Origin of the sequence: Winogradskya humida (genome assembly GCF_016862215.1) — a bacterium.
GTDB lineage: Bacteria > Actinomycetota > Actinomycetes > Mycobacteriales > Micromonosporaceae > Actinoplanes > Actinoplanes humidus.
Genome location: NZ_BOMN01000088.1, coordinates 1 through 16,841, shown reverse-complemented (window position 1 = coordinate 16,841; position 16,841 = coordinate 1). Strand labels below are relative to the sequence as shown.

At 69.6% G+C, this 16,841-nt stretch carries 15 protein-coding genes; 14 read left to right on the top strand and 1 reads right to left on the bottom strand.

Features of this window, described 5'->3' with window-relative positions; all coding sequences use genetic code 11:
• The first annotated feature begins 39 nt into the window (after positions 1-39).
• From Ahu01nite_RS31245 to Ahu01nite_RS31220, 6 genes are read left to right on the top strand one after another with little or no spacing between them, the layout of a single operon-like run.
• A complete protein-coding gene (locus tag Ahu01nite_RS31245; RefSeq protein ID WP_203840270.1) occupies positions 40-1,500 on the top strand; it encodes an aldehyde dehydrogenase family protein in 1,461 nt (486 codons plus the stop codon).
• Positions 1,500-3,212 (top strand): thiamine pyrophosphate-binding protein, encoded by a 1,713-nt coding sequence (locus tag Ahu01nite_RS31240; RefSeq protein WP_239159283.1) that lies wholly within the window; start codon positions 1,500-1,502, stop codon positions 3,210-3,212. Before Ahu01nite_RS31245 ends, Ahu01nite_RS31240 begins: the two co-directional genes overlap by 1 nt.
• A gap of 21 nt (positions 3,213-3,233) precedes the next feature.
• On the top strand, positions 3,234-4,391 hold the full coding sequence (locus Ahu01nite_RS31235; protein WP_203840269.1) for an ABC transporter substrate-binding protein: 1,158 nt from the start codon (positions 3,234-3,236) through the stop codon (positions 4,389-4,391).
• A gap of 25 nt (positions 4,392-4,416) precedes the next feature.
• Positions 4,417-5,286, top strand: a complete 870-nt coding sequence (locus Ahu01nite_RS31230) for a branched-chain amino acid ABC transporter permease (protein WP_203840268.1) — start codon at positions 4,417-4,419, stop codon at positions 5,284-5,286.
• The gene (locus Ahu01nite_RS31225) at positions 5,283-7,058 is read left to right on the top strand and encodes a branched-chain amino acid ABC transporter ATP-binding protein/permease (protein WP_203840267.1); all 1,776 of its coding nucleotides are present in this window, start codon (positions 5,283-5,285) and stop codon (positions 7,056-7,058) included. The genes Ahu01nite_RS31230 and Ahu01nite_RS31225 overlap by 4 nt, the downstream gene beginning before the upstream one ends.
• Positions 7,055-7,789 (top strand): ABC transporter ATP-binding protein, encoded by a 735-nt coding sequence (locus Ahu01nite_RS31220; protein WP_203840266.1) that lies wholly within the window; start codon positions 7,055-7,057, stop codon positions 7,787-7,789. Before Ahu01nite_RS31225 ends, Ahu01nite_RS31220 begins: the two co-directional genes overlap by 4 nt.
• Before the next feature lie 5 nt (positions 7,790-7,794).
• Here Ahu01nite_RS31220 and Ahu01nite_RS31215 read toward each other — a convergent pair whose 3' ends face one another.
• Complete coding sequence (locus tag Ahu01nite_RS31215; protein ID WP_239159282.1) at positions 7,795-8,736, bottom strand: ThuA domain-containing protein; 942 nt, start codon at positions 8,734-8,736, stop codon at positions 7,795-7,797.
• Positions 8,737-8,870: 134 nt separating this feature from the next.
• On the opposite strand from Ahu01nite_RS31215, the gene Ahu01nite_RS31210 reads away from it, so the two are divergent.
• The 8 genes from Ahu01nite_RS31210 (at position 8,871) to Ahu01nite_RS31180 (ending at position 16,804) form a co-directional block, all read left to right on the top strand.
• Positions 8,871-10,988 (top strand): outer membrane protein assembly factor BamB family protein, encoded by a 2,118-nt coding sequence (locus Ahu01nite_RS31210; protein WP_203840265.1) that lies wholly within the window; start codon positions 8,871-8,873, stop codon positions 10,986-10,988.
• 11 nt (positions 10,989-10,999) lie between these two features.
• Positions 11,000-11,128, top strand: a complete 129-nt coding sequence (locus tag Ahu01nite_RS51460) for a hypothetical protein (RefSeq protein WP_275411794.1) — start codon at positions 11,000-11,002, stop codon at positions 11,126-11,128.
• On the top strand, positions 11,107-11,868 hold the full coding sequence (pqqC, locus tag Ahu01nite_RS31205) for a pyrroloquinoline-quinone synthase PqqC (protein ID WP_203840264.1): 762 nt from the start codon (positions 11,107-11,109) through the stop codon (positions 11,866-11,868). The genes Ahu01nite_RS51460 and pqqC overlap by 22 nt, the downstream gene beginning before the upstream one ends.
• Positions 11,865-13,247 (top strand): pyrroloquinoline quinone biosynthesis protein PqqE, encoded by a 1,383-nt coding sequence (gene pqqE / locus Ahu01nite_RS31200; protein WP_203840263.1) that lies wholly within the window; start codon positions 11,865-11,867, stop codon positions 13,245-13,247. The genes pqqC and pqqE overlap by 4 nt, the downstream gene beginning before the upstream one ends.
• Positions 13,244-14,098, top strand: a complete 855-nt coding sequence (pqqB, locus tag Ahu01nite_RS31195; protein ID WP_203840262.1) for a pyrroloquinoline quinone biosynthesis protein PqqB — start codon at positions 13,244-13,246, stop codon at positions 14,096-14,098. Before pqqE ends, pqqB begins: the two co-directional genes overlap by 4 nt.
• On the top strand, positions 14,095-14,712 hold the full coding sequence (locus Ahu01nite_RS31190; RefSeq protein WP_203840261.1) for a Sua5/YciO/YrdC/YwlC family protein: 618 nt from the start codon (positions 14,095-14,097) through the stop codon (positions 14,710-14,712). The genes pqqB and Ahu01nite_RS31190 overlap by 4 nt, the downstream gene beginning before the upstream one ends.
• A gap of 292 nt (positions 14,713-15,004) precedes the next feature.
• The gene (locus tag Ahu01nite_RS31185) at positions 15,005-15,478 is read left to right on the top strand and encodes a GNAT family N-acetyltransferase (RefSeq protein WP_203840260.1); all 474 of its coding nucleotides are present in this window, start codon (positions 15,005-15,007) and stop codon (positions 15,476-15,478) included.
• A 39-nt stretch (positions 15,479-15,517) separates the two neighbouring features.
• Complete coding sequence (locus Ahu01nite_RS31180) at positions 15,518-16,804, top strand: IS256 family transposase (protein ID WP_239159297.1); 1,287 nt, start codon at positions 15,518-15,520, stop codon at positions 16,802-16,804.
• Positions 16,805-16,841 lie beyond the last annotated feature (37 nt).

Sequence of the window (16,841 nt, the reverse complement as noted above, 5' to 3'; positions counted from 1 at the left end):
TGGTCCACTAGATGGACCTTTTGGGGTGGGAGGGCTCGTATGCTCGACTCGATCTTGAAAGTGGCACAGGCGCCCGCGCTGCTGGCCGGAGCCTGGGTCACCGAGGGCCCTGCCGCCGACCGCATCGGCCCCTACACCCGCACGGTGGTCAGCCGGGCCCGGGTCTGTGACGCCACCGACGTCACCACTGCCGCCGGGTACGCCGCCCGTGCCGCCAAGGTCGTCGCCCGGCTCGCCCCCGCGACGCGGGCCGGTGTCCTGGAGACGGCCGCCCGGCTCGCCGCGGACCGCCGTGCGGACTTCGCCCGGCTGATCGCCCTGGAGCTGGGCAAGCCGGTCAAGGACGGCCTGGGCGAGCTCGACCGGGTCGCCGACACGTTCCGCGTCTGCGCCGCCGAGGCCCGGCGCATCGGCGGCGACAACCTGCCGGTGGCGGGCTGGGAACGCGGCATCGGCAACACCGCACTGACCTACCGCGCGCCGGCCGGGGTGGCGCTCGCGATCACGCCGTTCAACGCGCCCGCCAACCTGCTCGCCCACAAGCTCGGCGCGTCGTTCGCGGCGGGCAACACCACCCTGGTCAAGTCGCCGCCGCAAGCACCGGCCGTCTCCGCCGCGCTGGTCGCGCTGCTGCTGGAGGCGGGCGCGCCGGTCGAGGCGGTGCAGCTGCTGCACGGCGGGGGCGAGGTCGGCGCGGCGTTGTGCGCGGCACCCGAGGTGAGCGTCATCAGCTTCACCGGCAGTGCCGCCACGGGTACGGCCGTCGCACGGGCCGCCGGTGCCAAGCGGCTCGTCCTCGAACTGGGTGGCAACGCGGCCACGATCGTCTGCGAGGACGCCGACGTGAGCGCCGCCGCGACGAACTGTGCCCGCACCGGTTACTCGAACTCCGGGCAGAGCTGCATCTCGGTGCAGCGCGTCTACGTGCACCGCAGCCGCTTCGAGGAATTCGTCGAGACGTTCACCGCCGAGGTCGCCGCGCTCAAGGTCGGCGATCCGCTCGACCCGGCGACGGACGTCGGGTCCATGGTGGACGAGCAGGCCGCCGAGCGGGTCGTTCTCTGGGCGGCCGAGGCCGCCGCGGCGGGGGCGACGATCACCACGGGGGGTACGCGCGACGGCGCCACCGTCCGCCCGACCGTGGTCGCGGGGCCGCCCGAGGACGCCACGGTCATCACCCACGAGGTGTTCGGCGCGCTGGTGGCCGTCGTGGCCTACGACGACTTCGACGCGGTGCTCACCACCTGCAACACCAGCAGGTACGGGCTGCAGGCCGGCGTGTTCACCCACGACGTGCGCCGGATCCTGACCGCGTGGCGCGAGCTCGAGGTCGGCGCGCTGATCGTCAACGGCTCCTCCAACTACCGCCTCGACCACGTGCCGTTCGGCGGGGTGAAGGACTCCGGGTTCGGGCGCGAGTCGCCGGGCCCGATGGTCGACGACTACACGGTCGTCAAGACGCTGATGCTGCGCGGCATGTCGATCTGGGGGGAGAACTGATGGGGATCACCGCCGCCGAGGCGCTCGTGGAGCAGCTCGTCGCGTACGGTGTCGAGAAGATCTTCGGCACCTGCGGGCACACCAACATCGCGCTGCTGGACGCGCTCGGCCGCAGCCCGATCGACTTCGTCATCGCCCGGCACGAGCAGACCGCCGCGCACGCCGCCGACGGGTACGCCCGCGTCAGCGGCAAACCCGGCGTGGTGCTGCTGCACGTCGGTCCCGGCATGATGAACGCCGTCACCGGCGTCGCGACCGCCGCCCTGGACTCCGTGCCGCTGATCGCGATCGCCGGCGACATCCCGTCGTACCTGCACGGCCGGCACCCGCACCAAGAGGTCAACCTGCACGCCGACGCCGACCAGACGGCGATCTACCGGCCCTTCGTCAAACGTGCCTGGCACGTGCAGCGGGTCGAGGACCTGCCCCGCTTCACCGAGCGCGCGTTCTGGACGGCGACCTCGGGACGCCCCGGCGCGGTGCTGCTCAACGTGCCGATGGACATCTTCTCCCGGCCGCTGCCCGCCGGCACGTCGTACCCGCTGCCGGTCGCGGTCACCCGGCCCGCACTGCCGGACGCCGACGCCGAGCGGATCGCCGAGCTCCTGGCCGGTGCCGAGCGACCGCTGATCTACCTCGGTGGAGGGCTCCGCAACCGGGAGAAACTGCAGGAGCTGGCCGAGCACCTGGACATCCCGGTCGCCCACTCGCTGATGGCCAAGGGTGCGCTGCCCGACGACCACCCGCTGCTGCTGGGGATGACCGGTTTCTGGGGTCTCAAGGTCACCAACGACTACGCCCGCAACGCCGACGTGGTGCTCGCCGTCGGCACGCGGTTCGCCGAGACCGACGCCAGCTCGTGGAACCCCGCCTACACGTGGCAGTTCCCGCCCTCGAAGCTGATCCAGATCGACATCGACCCCGCGGAGATCGGCCGCAACTATCCGGTCGAGATCGGCGTGGTGGCCGACGCCGGTCTGGCCATCGAGAAGATCGCTCAGGCCGCGCGAAAAGGACCTGGCCGCGTAAGCAGCACGCAATGGATCAAGGCCGCAAGAGACGAACTCTTCGAGGCCAGTGCGGAACGAGGCCGCAGCGACCAGTTCCCGCTCCGCCCCGAACGCATCCTCGCCGACGTCCGGGCAGCGCTGCCACCGGACGCCGTCCTCGTCACCGATGTCGGCTGGAACAAGAACGGCGTCGCGCAGTGCTACCCGCTGCCCGCGCAGGGCCGGTTCATCACCCCGGGCGGTGCGTCGACGATGGGCTTCGGTCCCGCCGCGGCGGTCGGGGTGCAGGCGGCCGACCCGGAGCGTGTCGTCGTCGCGCTGATCGGTGACGGTGGCATGAGCGCTCAGCTGCCCGCCGTACCCATGGCGGTGGAACAGGGTCTCCCGGTGATCTTCCTGGTGATGAACAACCGGGCCCACGGCACCATCTCCGACCTGCAGTCCAGTTTCTACGGCCGCAGCTACGGCTGCGACTTCGTAGGCCCGGACGGCCTGCCCTACAGCCCGGACTTCGCGGCGTACGGCCGGGCGTGCGGCGCCGACGGCTATGCCGTCACCGAGCCGGGCGATCTGATCGAGGCCCTGCGAACAGCGATCGGGAACCGCCGTCCCGCGGTGATCGACGTGCCCATGGTCAACGAGCCGGTGCCCACTCCCGGGCACTGGAACATCAAGGACATCTACCAAGGCGTTTTCGACTGACTCATACGAGGTGAGACGCACATGAAGCTCTTACGAGGCAAGCGAGCCGTCGCGGCCGTGCTGGCCGCCGTCCTGGCCACGGGCGGTACCACCGGATGCAGCGCCCCCGGTGCCGGCGACAAGTCCTCCGACGACAGCGGTCCCATCAAACTCGCTCTCGCCGACGCGCAGAGCGGGCAGCTCAGCTCGCTCGGGGCGTGGGAGCTCAAGGGCGCCAAGCTCGCGGTCAGCGAGTGGAACGCGAAGGGCGGCATCAACGGCCGCCAGATCACCCTCGACGTCTTCGACACCCAGGGCGACCCGACGATCGGCACCAACCTGGCCCGCAAGATCGCCAGCGAGGGCTACCTCGCGATGATCGGTACGGCGGAGAGCGCGGTCACCATCGCCATGGCGCCCATCCTCAAGCAGGAGGGCATCCCCAACATCACCTCGGGGCAGTCCACCGGTCTCGTCGCGGTCAAGAGCGAGTTCCTGTTCCTGAACGGTCCGACGAGCACCACGTACGACGAGACGCTCGCCAAGCACGTCGTCGACGGCCAGGGCATCAAGCAGATCGCCATGATCACCAACAACGGGTCGTACGGCAAGGGCGAGCACGACGCGTTCCTGAAGGCCCTCACGGCCCGGGGCGTCACGCCGGTCGCCGACCAGGTCGTCACCACCGACCAGAAGGACTTCAGCGCGGCGCTCACCACGATCCGGCAGAAGAACCCGAAGCTGATCTTCCTAGGTGCGGAGGAGGTCGAGTCGGGCCTGATCGTCAAGCAGGCCCGCGACCTCGGCATCACCGCGCCGTTCGCCGGTGCCGCGCCGCAGGGCACGCCGGTCTTCCTCGACACCGCCGGGGCGAAGAACGCCGAGGGCACGATCGTGAGCTCGCCCTACCTGAGCAACGACATCAGCGAGGCGTCGAAGAGCTTCGCCACGGCGTACAAGGCTGCCTACAACGAGGAGGCCGAGCTGCACGGCGCCAAAGCCTATGACGGTACGCAGATCGTGCTGACCGCCCTCAAGAGCAGCAACGTCGCGAGCGGCAAGGACCTGGCCGAGGCGATCCGGGGCACGAAGTACGAGGGGCTGCTCGGCTCGTTCGCCTACGACGAGACCGGTGTCGGCATCCGCGCCACGTCCATCGGCGTGATCCGCGGCGGCAAACTCGCCGCCGCCGCCGGCTGACCGCGCCGTCCCCAGGGAGCTCACCATGCAGGTCACTCTTCAGACGATCATCGGCGGGATCAGTCTCGGGGCCGTATACGCCCTGGTGGCGCTCGGCTTCTCGCTCGTCTACCGCACCATGGGCCTGGTCAACTTCGCGCACGGCAACGTCGTGACCGTCGGCGCGTACCTCGCGTCCACGTTCTACCTCTCGACGAAGCTGCCGTTCGCGCTGGCCATGATGGTCGCGATCGCGGTCACCGGCGTGATCGGCCTGGTCATCGAGCGGGTGCTGCGCCCCCTCGAGAACAAGGACTTCGACCTGATGCTGATCGGCACGATCGGCTTCGGCATCGTCCTGGACGCGCTGATCATCATGATCTGGGGCGCCACCGGCCGCGCCGTCCCGTCGCCCGTGGCGGGCGCGCCGATCGAACTGTTCGGCCTGCGGATCCGCACGTACGACCTGGTGGTCCTCGCCATCGCGGCCCTCGCGACCGTCCTGCTCGTGCTGTTCCTGTCGCGCACCAAGCGCGGGGCGGCCATGCAGGCGGTCGCGATGGACCACGAGGCGGCCACCGCCGTCGGCATCCACGTGGGCCGCAGCAACGCGATCGCGTTCATGGTCGGCGCGGGGCTGGCGGCGCTCGCCGGCGGGCTCGTCGGCCCGCTGCTCTACGTGAGCCCGACGCTCGGCGGCGCGCTGGGCATCAAGGGCTTCGCCGCCGCGATCCTCGGCGGGTTCGGCAGCATCCCGGGGGCGGTGGTGGGCGGGCTCGCGATCGGCGTGCTCGACTCCTTCGCCGCCGGGCACTTCCAGGGCTACTCGGAGCTGGTGACGTTCCTGGTCTTCACGGCGATCATCATGATCCGGCCGACCGGCGTCTTCGGCGAGCGGACGGTGAACCGGGCATGAGAATCAAGATCGCCGTCGTGGCCGGCCTGGGCGTCCTGGCCTGGTTACTGCCCTACACCCTCGACTCGTACGCCATCCACGTCGTCAACGTCATCATCATCTTCGCCCTGCTCGCCGTCGGCCTGGGTCTCGCGATGGGCGTCGCCGGGCAGGTCAACCTCGCCCAGGTCGCGTTCTTCGGCGTCGGCGCCTACGCGACCGCGATCCTGACCACCCGCGCCGGGCTCGGCTTCTGGTTCGCCGCCGTGCTCGCGATCGTCATCACGGTGGTGATCGGCCTGCTCGTGGGCACGCCCGCGCTCCGGGTGCAGTCGCACTACCTCGGCATCGTGACCCTGGGCCTGGCGCTCGCGTTCACCAACTGGGTCACCAATTCGCAGATCGCCGGTGGCGCGGAGGGCATCTCGGCCATCCCCGCCCCCGAGCTGCCCGGCATCGACCTCTCCAGTGAATACCTCTTCTACTACCTGGAACTGATTGTCTTCGCCCTGGCCCTCGCGTTCGGGCTGTTCGTGGTCCGCACCGGGCTCGGCCGGCGGATGCGGGCCATGCGCGACGACTCCCTCGCCGCCGGGGCGCTGGGCGCCGAGGTGCCGCTGCTGCGGATGACGGCGTTCCTGCTCGCCAGCGTCTACGGCGGGGTCGCCGGCGTGCTCTACGCGGGCCTGATCCGGTTCGTGGCCCCGGAGTCGTTCGGCATCGCCAACATGTTCCTGCTGCTCGGCATGGTCATCATCGGCGGGCGGCAGAGCCTGATCGGCTGCGTGACCGGCGCGGTCGCGCTCTATCTCGTGCGCGAGCTGCTCTCCGACCACCCCACGTACGCCCAGATCGGCTATGGCGCCGTTGTCGTCCTGGTCGTCGTCTTCGCCCCCACGGGCCTGGCCGGCATCCCGCCGCGCCTGCGAGGTCTGCGCCGCAGCACCGGCGAAGCGGCTCGACTGCAGCCTTTCCAGCCCTACGAAGCGGGTGCATCCGGCTCCGACGAAGTGATCTTGATCGTCGACGCCGTCAAGAAGCAGTTCCGGGGGCTCAAGGCGCTCGACGACGTGTCGCTGAGCGTCGCCACCGGGGAGATCCGGGGCATCGTCGGGCCCAACGGTTCCGGCAAGACGACCCTGTTCAACGTGATCAGCGGCCTCTACAAGCCGACCGCCGGGCGCGTCGAGTTCGGCGGCAGGGACATGACGAACGTGACCCCCTACCGCTTGTCGCGGGCCGGACTCTCCCGGACGTTCCAGAACCTGCGTCTGTTCGGCGATCTGACCGTACGCGAGAACGTCCTGGTCGCCCTCGACCGCAGCCGGACCCTCGACAGCTGGCAATACGTCCTCGCCCCCTGGCTGGTCCGCGCCCGCGACAGACGCCTGCGCGCCGAGGCCGATGCCGTGCTGGAGCGGTTCGGGCTGGCGGAGTTCGCCGGTCAGGCCCCGAAGGCGTTGCCCTACGGCATCCAGCGCCGCGTCGAGATCGCCCGGGCGGTGGCCGCGCGCCCCCGCCTGCTGCTGCTCGACGAGCCGGCCGCCGGGCTCAACGGCGAGGAGGTGCGCCAGCTCGGCGAGATGGTCCGCTCCATCCGCGACAGCGGCGTCACCGTCGTGCTGATCGAGCACAACATGGGCCTGGTCATGGCGCTGTGCGAGCGGGTCACCGTGCTCGCCGGGGGCCGCGTCATCGCCGAGGGCACCCCCGCGCACGTCGCCGCCACCCCCGCGGTCATCGAGGCGTACCTGGGTGACGTCATGGAGATCCCCACGGAGGCGACACGATGAAGGCCCAGACCACGGTGAAGGCAGAGACGCTCTCGGTTGAGGGGCTCACCGTGCACTACGGCGGGGTGTGCGCGGTGCGTGACGTCAGCTTCGAGGTGCCCGCGGGCGAGGCCGTCGGGGTGATCGGCGCGAACGGTGCCGGCAAGACGTCGACGCTGAAGGCCGTCATGGGCCTCGTGCCGCGTCAGGCGGGGGCGCTGCGCTTCGGCGACCTCGACCTGAGCAAGGTGGCGGCGCGGGACATGGTGCGGCACGGCGTGGGCTACGTCCCCGAGGGCCGGCATGTGTTCGCGGGGTTGTCCGTGGAGAAGAATCTGCTGCTCGGGGCGTACGCGAAGCCTTGGAAAGCCGCCACCCGCCAGACCCTGGGCGAGATGTACGAGCTGTTCCCTGTCCTGGGGGAGATGCGCGGCCGGCTCGCCGGCGCGTTGTCGGGCGGTCAGCAGCAGATGCTCGCGATCGGCCGGGCCCTGATGTCGCGGCCCCGGCTGCTGCTGCTCGACGAGCCGTCCATGGGGCTCTCGCCGAAGCTCATCTCGGAGATCCTGACGGTGCTGCAGCGGCTGCGGGCCGAGGGGCTGAGCATGCTGCTGGTGGAGCAGAACGCGAAGCTCACGTTCGAGGCCACCAGCACCTGCCTGGTCGTGGAGAACGGGATCGTGGCGATGACCGGCCCGGTTGCCAGTCTGCGCCACGATCCCCGGGTCCGCCGCATCTATCTGGGGCTGTGAACGGCTCAGCGGCAGAACGGTTTCTGACCCATCGCCGAGGTGATGCCGCCGAGCAGCAGGCTGCGGAACTGCGCGGCGCCGGGGACGGTGGAGTCCGCGGCGAACAGCCCGGCGTCATGTCCGAGCGTGGTCAGCCAGGCCCGGCCGCCGTCGTAGTACTGGCACCACGCGACCGGGTGCTCGGCGCCGTGCCCGGGATGACCCATGCTGCCCGCGGCGCCGCTGGGCAGCGTCGACTCGTCCACGGTGGCCAGCACGCGGACATCGCTGGGAGCGGGGACGAGGTTGTACCACTCGTCCTTGAACGTCCAGCGGGCCGGGAGCTGCGCGGTGGAGGCGTCCCGGCGGTCCACCGTGCGGACCACACCGGTCTGCGCGGGCCCGTGGTCGTAGTAGTTCGTCCCGCCGAGCAGGCCCTCGTACCACGGCCAGTTGTACTCAGTGCCGAACGCGTTGTGCACGCCCACGAACCCGCCCCCACCGCGGATGTACTGCCGCAGCGAGGTCTGCGCGGAGTCGTCGAGCGCGTCGCGCGACGTGCTGAAGAAGACGACGGCGTTGTAGCGCAGCAGGGTGCCGGGGGAGGCGAGCTGGGTGACGTCCTCGGTCCAGTCGACGGCGAACCCGTTCGCCTGCCCGAGCGCGACGACGCCGTTCTGCACGATGTTCGCGGCCGTCAGCGGGGGATTGAGGCCGGCGGTGAGTGCCGGGCCGAGGTTGGCGTGCCGGGGACCCGCAGTGCGGGTGTAGAGCAGCACGCGGTATCCGGCGGCGGGGTCGAAGTTGCCCCAGTTGTGATAGCAGCTCGGATCCGTGCCCCGGCACAGGTCGAAGGTGTCGGCTCTCGGCTTCCCGGCCGCCTGCTGGGTGCCGGCGCGCAGGGCCCAACCGGTCAGCACGGCGAGGACGATCGCCAGGGCCGCCGCGAGGGGTGCGAAGCGTTTCATGGGGGTCTCCTTTATAAAAGGTCCGCTAGGCGGACCATAGGGACCAATCAATGGACTGACGCTAGCAAAGTATTGCGTCCGTGTAACCAGCCGGTTTACGGTCCATCCGTCTAGTGGAATGGGAGGTCCGCCTGATGGACCGACGTAAGTTCCTCGCCACCACCGGAGCGGGCGCCGCCGCCGTCGCGGTCGGCACCCCCGAATCCGCCTCCGCGTTCGTCCCCAAGCAGCCATTTGCGGCGCCGGGCCGGGACTTCCCCAAGGTCTGCGGCGATCTCGGCAACCAGAACCACTCGCCGCTCAAGCAGATCTCCCGGCGGACGATCAACCGGCTCGGCGGCGCCTGGCACACCAACCTGGAGGGCGGCAGCACCGCCCAGGCGCAGCAGAGCACCGCCGTCGTGCAGAACGGTGTGCTCTACGTGCAGACCACCCAGCAGAACGTCTTCGCCGTCGACGGCCGGACAGGCGCGATCAGATGGAAGACCAATGTGGGTACGCGCACCACGAACATGCGCGGTGTCGCGCTCGGCGAGGGCCGGGTCTACTCCACCTCGGGCGCCAACATCGTCTACGCCCTCGACCAGCGCACCGGCGCGATCCTCTGGCAGAAACAGCTGATCACCGATGCCGAGGGCGGCATGGACAGCGGCTGCGACCCGCAGAACGGTCAGTGCGGCGGCGCCACGGGCACCCTCGCCGGCGCAGTGGTTTATCACGACGGCCTTATCTACGTGGGAATGCAGGGCAGCACCGGCGGAGCCCGCGGTCGCGCGTACGCCCTGCACGCCGCCACCGGGGAGATCGCCTGGATCTTCTGGGGCGCCCCGGGCGAGGGCCAGTTCGGCAACGACTCGTGGGAGGGCGACTCCTGGAAGACCGGCGGAGCCGTCCCGTGGATCCATCCGGCGATCGACCCGGAGCTCGGGCTCGTCTACTGGACGTTCTCCGGGCCGTACCCGCGTACGGACGGATCGTCCCGGGCCGGGGACAACCTGTTCGCCAACTCGATCGTCGCCATCGACGCGAAGACCGGCAAACGACGCTGGCACTTCCAGTCGGTGCACCACGACATCTGGGACATGGACAACGTCATGGCCCCGGTGCTCGCCGACATCCGGATCGGCGGCCGGCTGCGCAAGGTCGTGGTCTACGGCAGCAAGGTCGGCATGTACTACATCCTCGACCGCCGCACCGGGGAAGCCGTGCACGGGATGGAGGAACGGCCGGTCGAGCAGGACGTACGCCAGAAGACCGCCGCGACCCAGCCGTTCCCCGGCGGCGAACCCTTCACGCCGCAGGCGCCGCGCTTCGACAACGCCACCCGGCCGGTGCCGTTCTACGAATTCGGCGGGCTCTACACGCCGCACTGGGACCGGCCCACCATCATCTTCCCGGGCGCGGGCGGCGGCGCGGACTGGGCACACCTGTCGTTCAACCCGTTCACCGGCTGGATCTACGTCGGGTACGGGCTGATCAACTCCGGGTTCTCCAACGCCCGCGAGGGCCGGGTCAACACGTCGCGCCCGCTCGGGGAGTTCTTCGCGGGCGGGATCGCGGCCGTGGATCCGCGTACCAACACCCCCGTCTGGACGAAGGACGGCGAGTGGTCCCTCGCGCACGGCAACGGCATCCTGACCACGGCGGGCCGGGTGATGTTCCAGGGTGGCCCGGACGGGCTGCTGCACGCGATGAACGACGAGACCGGCGAAACGCTGTGGAGCTTCCAGACCGGCGCGGGCGTGCACACGAGCCCGATCGCGTACGAGATCGACGGCGAGCAGTACATCGCGGTGTTCGCCGGGGGCAACGGCCTGCCCTACCCCGACATCCCGCGCGGCGACCACCTGTGGGCCTTCAAACTGGGTGGCACGGTCGCGCCGGCGGCCACCCCGGTCCCACCCGCGAAGCGCAACGACATCAGGACAACCGCCGTCACGGGTACGTCCACAGTCGTGCTCGGCCGCGTCTGGAACGCCACCACGGGGCAGCCCGGGCCCACCGAGAATCTGGTGGCACAGAACGCGATGGCGCCGCAGCACCTCCGCGTACCCGTGGGAAGCGAAGTGACGTTTATCAATCCCGTGGGTAACGCCGGCGCCCACGCGGCGGTATCGTTCTTCGACAACGAGTTCGACACCGGCGTGCTCATGCCGGGCCAGTCCGCCACGCACATTTTCGCGACCCCGGGCACGTACTTCTACAACGACTCGGTCTACCCCCAGAATACCGGCAAGATCGTCGTCTACTAATGGAGGTCGAAATGTCTGTGAAGTCCGCTCCGAAGACGAAAAAGGTCTGGAAGAAGCCCGTGGTGACGTGTCTCGAGGCCCGTCCCGAGGTGTCCGCCTACTCCGGTGACACCGGTCCGTGGCTGAACGCCGGCCGCTGACCCGCGAGGAGCTCTCCGCGGAGCTGCACGCGCTGTCGCGCAGGTACTGGGACAAGCATCCGTTCCATGTCCGCCTGCACGCCGGCGGGTGCGGCCCGCAGGAGATCCGCTCGTGGGTCGCGAACCGCTGGTACTACCAGCGGCACCTGTCGCAGAAGAACGCCGCCATCGTCGCGAACTGCCCGCTGCCGGAGATCCGCCGCCGCTGGCTCGGCCGGATCAGCTACCAGGACGGGCAGACGGCGGCCGAGGGCGGGCTGCACGACTGGATCGTGCTCGGCGAGGCGGTCGGGCTGTCCCGCGAGGAGCTGCTCGACGAGCGGCACGTGCTGCGCGGCACCCGGTTCGCGGTGGACGCGTACGTCGCGTTCTGCCGGACCCGGCCCTGGCTGGAAGGCGCCGCCGCGGCACTGACCGAGCTGTTCTCGCCGCAGCACATGACCGCGCGGGTGCAGGCGTGGCGGGAGCACTACGACTGGATCGCCCCCGAGGGGATGGCCTACTTCGACTCCCGGATCCCGGTCGTGGAGCAGGACAGCTCGTGGACACTCGACGTGGTGCTGACGCACTCGGTGACCCGGGAGCAGCAGGAGGCTTCGATCGCGGCGCTCGCGTTCAAGTGCGACGTGCTCGGCGCGATCCTCGACGCCGTCGACTACGCGTCGAGTTGTGCACAATTTAGTTGTGTGCAATTAAATTGTGCACAATTTAATTGCACACAACCTAACGGTCCGCGATGAGGGCCACCGAGGTGCCCGGGCTGCGGCCCGGGGTGGTGTTCACCCACGACCGGGTGCGGGGCGGGGACGCCCTGCTGTTCCCCGAGGGCGTGCTGCTGCTCAACGAGACGGCCGCCGACGTGGTCCGGCTGTGCGACGGTGTGCGTACGGTCCAGGAGATCGCAGCCGACCTCGGCCGTGACTATGACGACGTGCCGGTGTCCGCGGTGGTCGATCTTCTGGATGATCTTGTAAGGCGGCGGCTGGTCACAGCCGGTGGTCGCGGGGTCTTCGCCGGGCCGGCGGCGCGACCGGTCGCCGATGCGCCGCCGGATCCCGTGCCGGTGGGGATGCTGGCCGAGCTGACCTACCGGTGCCCGCTGCAGTGCTTCTACTGCTCCAACCCCGTGCAGACAGCCGGCTACCGCGACGAGCTTTCCCGCGCTCAGTGGCTCGGCGTGCTCGATCAGGCGGCCGCGCTCGGCGTGCTGCAGCTGCACCTGTCCGGCGGGGAGCCGCTGCTGCGCCGTGACCTCGTCGACCTCGTGGCCCACGCCAGTGCGCTCGGCCTCTACACCAACCTGATCACCAGCGGCATCCCCCTGGCGGAAGGCCGCATGGAGGCGCTCGCCGAGGCCGGGCTGAGCCACGTGCAGCTCTCCGTGCAGGACAGCGACCCGGCCTCGGCCCGGCACATCGCCGGCCTCGACGCGATCGAGCGCAAGAGGGCGGCGGCGGCGAGGGTGCGCGCGTGCGGGTTGCCGCTGACCGTCAATGTCGTGCTGCACGCTCTCAACGCCGACCGGGTCCTCGACATCGCCGCGCAGGCCGTCGCGCTCGGCGCCTCCCGACTCGAACTGGCGCACACGCAGTTCTACGGCTGGGGGCTGCGGAACCGGGCCGCTCTCATGCCGAGTGCCGCGCAGGTCTCGCGGGCCGCTGCGCAAGCGGGGGAGGTGCAGCGGCGGTACGGCGACACACTGGAGATCGTCTACGTGCAACCGGACCTGCACACGCGTACCCCCAAGCCCTGTATGCAGGGGTGGGGGAGCAGGCAGCTGGTCGTGGCCCCCAACGGTGACGTGCTGCCGTGCCTCGCCGCGGCGCAGCTGCCCGGAATGACCGTCGAGAACGTCGGCACGCGGAGTCTGGCGGACATCTGGTACCGCTCCGCGTCGTTCAACCGGTTCCGGGGCACGCACTGGATGCCGGAGCCGTGCCAGAGCTGCGCTCTGCGGGACATCGACCTGGGCGGCTGCCGCTGCCAGGCGTACCAGCTGACGGGTGATCCGGCCGCGACCGACCCGGTCTGTTCCCTGTCGCCCGACCATGGCACGATCGACGACATTCTTGCCGGTACGGGTCCGGTGCCCCCGCTGCAGCCGAGGCGGTTCCCTTGAGAGTTCTGTTCCTCGGCACCGCCGCCGGTGGTGGCCTGCCCCAATGGAACTGCGGCTGCCCCAGCTGCGTCCGCGCCCGCCACGAGGGCCACACCCGGACCCAGGACGGGCTCGCGGTCACCGGCGACGGTTCCGCCTGGTGGCTGCTCAACGCCTCCCCCGATATCCGTACGCAGCTCCTGCGCACCCCCGCACTCACCCCACCACCCGGCACCCGCCGCACCCCCGTCCGCGGCGTGCTCTTCACCAGCGCGGAGCTGGACCACACGCTGGGCCTCGCGGCACTGCGCGAAGCGGAATCCCTCACCGTCCACGCGACGTCGCCGGTGCTGGACGTGACGCCGTCAATCGCGCTCGCCGGCGCGTACACCACTGTCTCCACCCAGGTGGTCGTGCCGGGCAAGCCGTTCGACCTCGACGGCGGCCTGACCGTCACCGCCGTGTCCCTCGGCACCAAGAAACCCCGCTACGCGGCGACGGCCCCGGATTCCCCCGACTGGGTGGTCGGCTACCGGATCACCGGCCCGGGCGGCACCCTGCTCTACGCGCCCTGCCTGCCGTCCTGGAGCGAGGCGTTCACCGAGGCGGGCCTTGGCGCCGACGTGGTCATCCTGGACGGCACCTTCTACCGCGAGGACGAAATGGTCGGCCGCAGCGCCCGAGCCATGGGCCACCTCCCGATGGTCGACTCGTTGCCGCTGCTCGACGGCGGCGCCACGTACATCTACACCCACCTCAACAACACCAACCCCGCCGCGTGGGAAGGCACCCCGGAACACACCACGGTCACGGCCGCGGGTGCCCTCATCGCGCCCGAGGCGGGGGAGCTCTCTGCCAAACTCCTGGGGTGAACCTTGACGAGGTGCTGCTGGCCGGTGGTGCGGTTGTCCTACCCAACCCGTTCCCGCTGACCTACGTCGTCACCGCGCGGGTCCCTGCTGCGGTCAACCGCGCCAAAGGCCGCCCCGCCGACCAGGCGGTCGCCCTCTGGTGCCACGACGACGAGACCCTCGCATCGGTGCTGGCTTTTTCGGCCCTGGATCCCGCTTCTGCTTCCGCCGCGCTGGCCCGCCGGTTGCTGCGGGAGGAGCTGGTGACGCTGCTGCTGCCGATGCGCTCTGTCCCCGATTTCCTGGCCCCGGCCACCCGAGACGGCTGGACACTGCTGTTCGGCGCGCAGTCGCCGCTTGTCGCCGGTCACCCGCTGCTCTACGTGAGCAGCGCCAACCGCTCCGGCAGCCCACCAGCCGCCACGGCAGCCGCGGCCCGCGCGATGTTCCCGGCCGACGTGCCGGTGCTGGATTCCGGTCCGGACGCGCCGGGGGAGCGGACAGCGACCACAACGCTGCGGTTGCACGCCGACGGCCGCCTCGACCTGCACCGCCCCGGCGCCCAGGACCGCCTGCTCGGCGCCGACGCCTACCTGGACCGGCTGCGGTCAGGCGCGCTGGACACCAAGGGCTGACCGCATGGCTTCGTCCGCGGAAGATCCGGCGCATGGCAGTCCGCGAGTTTGTCGACCCGGACCGGGGCACCTCCGATGATCAGCCGAGGGCTCATGTTCGCAGCGACGCCGGGAAGCCCCGCGACGGCAAGAGCATCCCGAACGTGTCCGGCCAGGCCTTCCCGGCGGCTCATCACATCGTGGACTGCCAACTCGATCATGGCCATGTTCTTGCCAGGTCGCACCGCCGGAGCCCGATAGGCGGCAATGCGGGCGTCTGAACAAGCGAGTCGGCCGACGGGATACTCGATGTATGGCTCACTTGTACTCGGTGCGTCCTGCCACGGACGGCGACCTTGCATCGGTACTGGAAATACTGCCAGAAAACCAATCCAGCCGGCCACCGGAACTACCTGCCCCCGCGGCAGCTCCCTCAGATCGGCAAATCGCGATGTGGCGCCGGATCGCCGACAGCCCCGATGTGACGGTCTACCACGCCGAGTCCGACGGAAGGCCGGTCGGCACGGCATGCCTGTCAATCCTGCCGACCATCACCTACAACTGTCGTCCGACGGCCTTCGTCGAGGCCGTCGTTGTTCGATATGACCATCGCCGGCGAGGGGTAGCAAGACTCATGCTCGAAAGCGTTCTTGACACTGCCCGTCGCAAGTCGTGCTTCAAGGTCCAACTGCTGACGCACAAGAGGCATGCGATCGACGGCGCACATGACCTGTACCGGTCACTCGGGTTCGAGGCGAGCGGAGGGACTGTAAAAAGAACGGTGTAACTCCTGATCAAGGAGCAGCACCTGATGACTGAGATGACGATGACCGTGGATACTTCCGCGGTGGCGAAGAAGAAGCCGGCGGTGACGCCGGCCGAGGGTGTGGACGCGGTGCTGGTCGGCCAGTTGGTCGAGCAGGCCCGCGCGGCGGGCCTGCAGCTGACCGGTGATGGTGGTCTGCTGCAGCAGTTGACGAAGCGGGTGATCGAGGCCGCCCTGGACGGGGAGATCACTGACCACCTCGGCTATGACAGGGGTGACCCGGCCGGGAACAATGGTCTGAACTCCCGTAACGGTGCCCGGGCCAAGACGGTGCTGACGGAGGTCGGCCCGGTGGAGATCACCGTGCCACGTGACCGTGAGGGCAGCTTCGAACCTCAGATTGTGAAGAAGCGGCAACGTCGGCTGTCCGGGGTCGAAGACATGGTGATCTCGTTGTCCGCCAAGGGATTGACGACCGGAGAAATCTCCGCGCACCTGGCAGAGGTCTATGGCGCGGACGTGTCCCGGCAGACGATCTCCACGATCACCGACAAAGTCATCGAGGGGATGAGCGAGTGGCAGAACCGGCCCCTCGACGCCGTTTATCCAGTGGTCTTCCTCGATGCTATTCACGTGAAGATCCGCGACGGCAAGGTCGCGAACCGGCCCATCTACGTCGCTTTGGCCGTGACCGTCGACGGCACCCGCGACATCCTCGGGTTATGGGCCGGCGACGGCGGTGAGGGCGCCAAGTTCTGGCTGCAGGTGCTGACCGAGCTCAAGAACCGTGGCGTTGAAGACGCCTGCATGGTCGTGTGTGACGGGTTGAAGGGCCTGCCCGACGCAATCGCGGCGACCTGGCCCCTCGCCGTGGTCCAGACCTGTGTGATTCACCTGCTCAGGGCCTCGTTCCGCTACGCCGGCCGGCAGCACTGGGCGGAGATCGCCAAGGCCCTCAAACCCGTCTACACCGCGCCCACGGAGGCCGCGGCGCAGGCCCGTTTCGATGAGTTCGCCGAGGCCTGGGGCACGACGTATCCAGCGATCATCCGGCTCTGGCGCAACGCGTGGGCGGAGTTCGTGCCGTTTCTGGCCTTCGACGCCGAGATCCGCACCGTGATCTGTTCGACCAACGCGATCGAGAGCGTGAACGCCCGGATCCGGCGGGCCGTCCGCGCCCGGGGCCACTTCCCGAACGAGGCCGCCGCGTTGAAGTGCGTCTACCTCGCCGTGATGAGCCTCGACCCGACCGGCCAGGGCCGTAAACGCTGGACCATGCGCTGGAAACCAGCCCTCAACGCCTTCGAGATGACCTTCGAAGGCCGCCTCGCCGCAGCCCGCCGCTAACTTTCAACAACCTGGGTTACACCGTTTTCTTGACAGA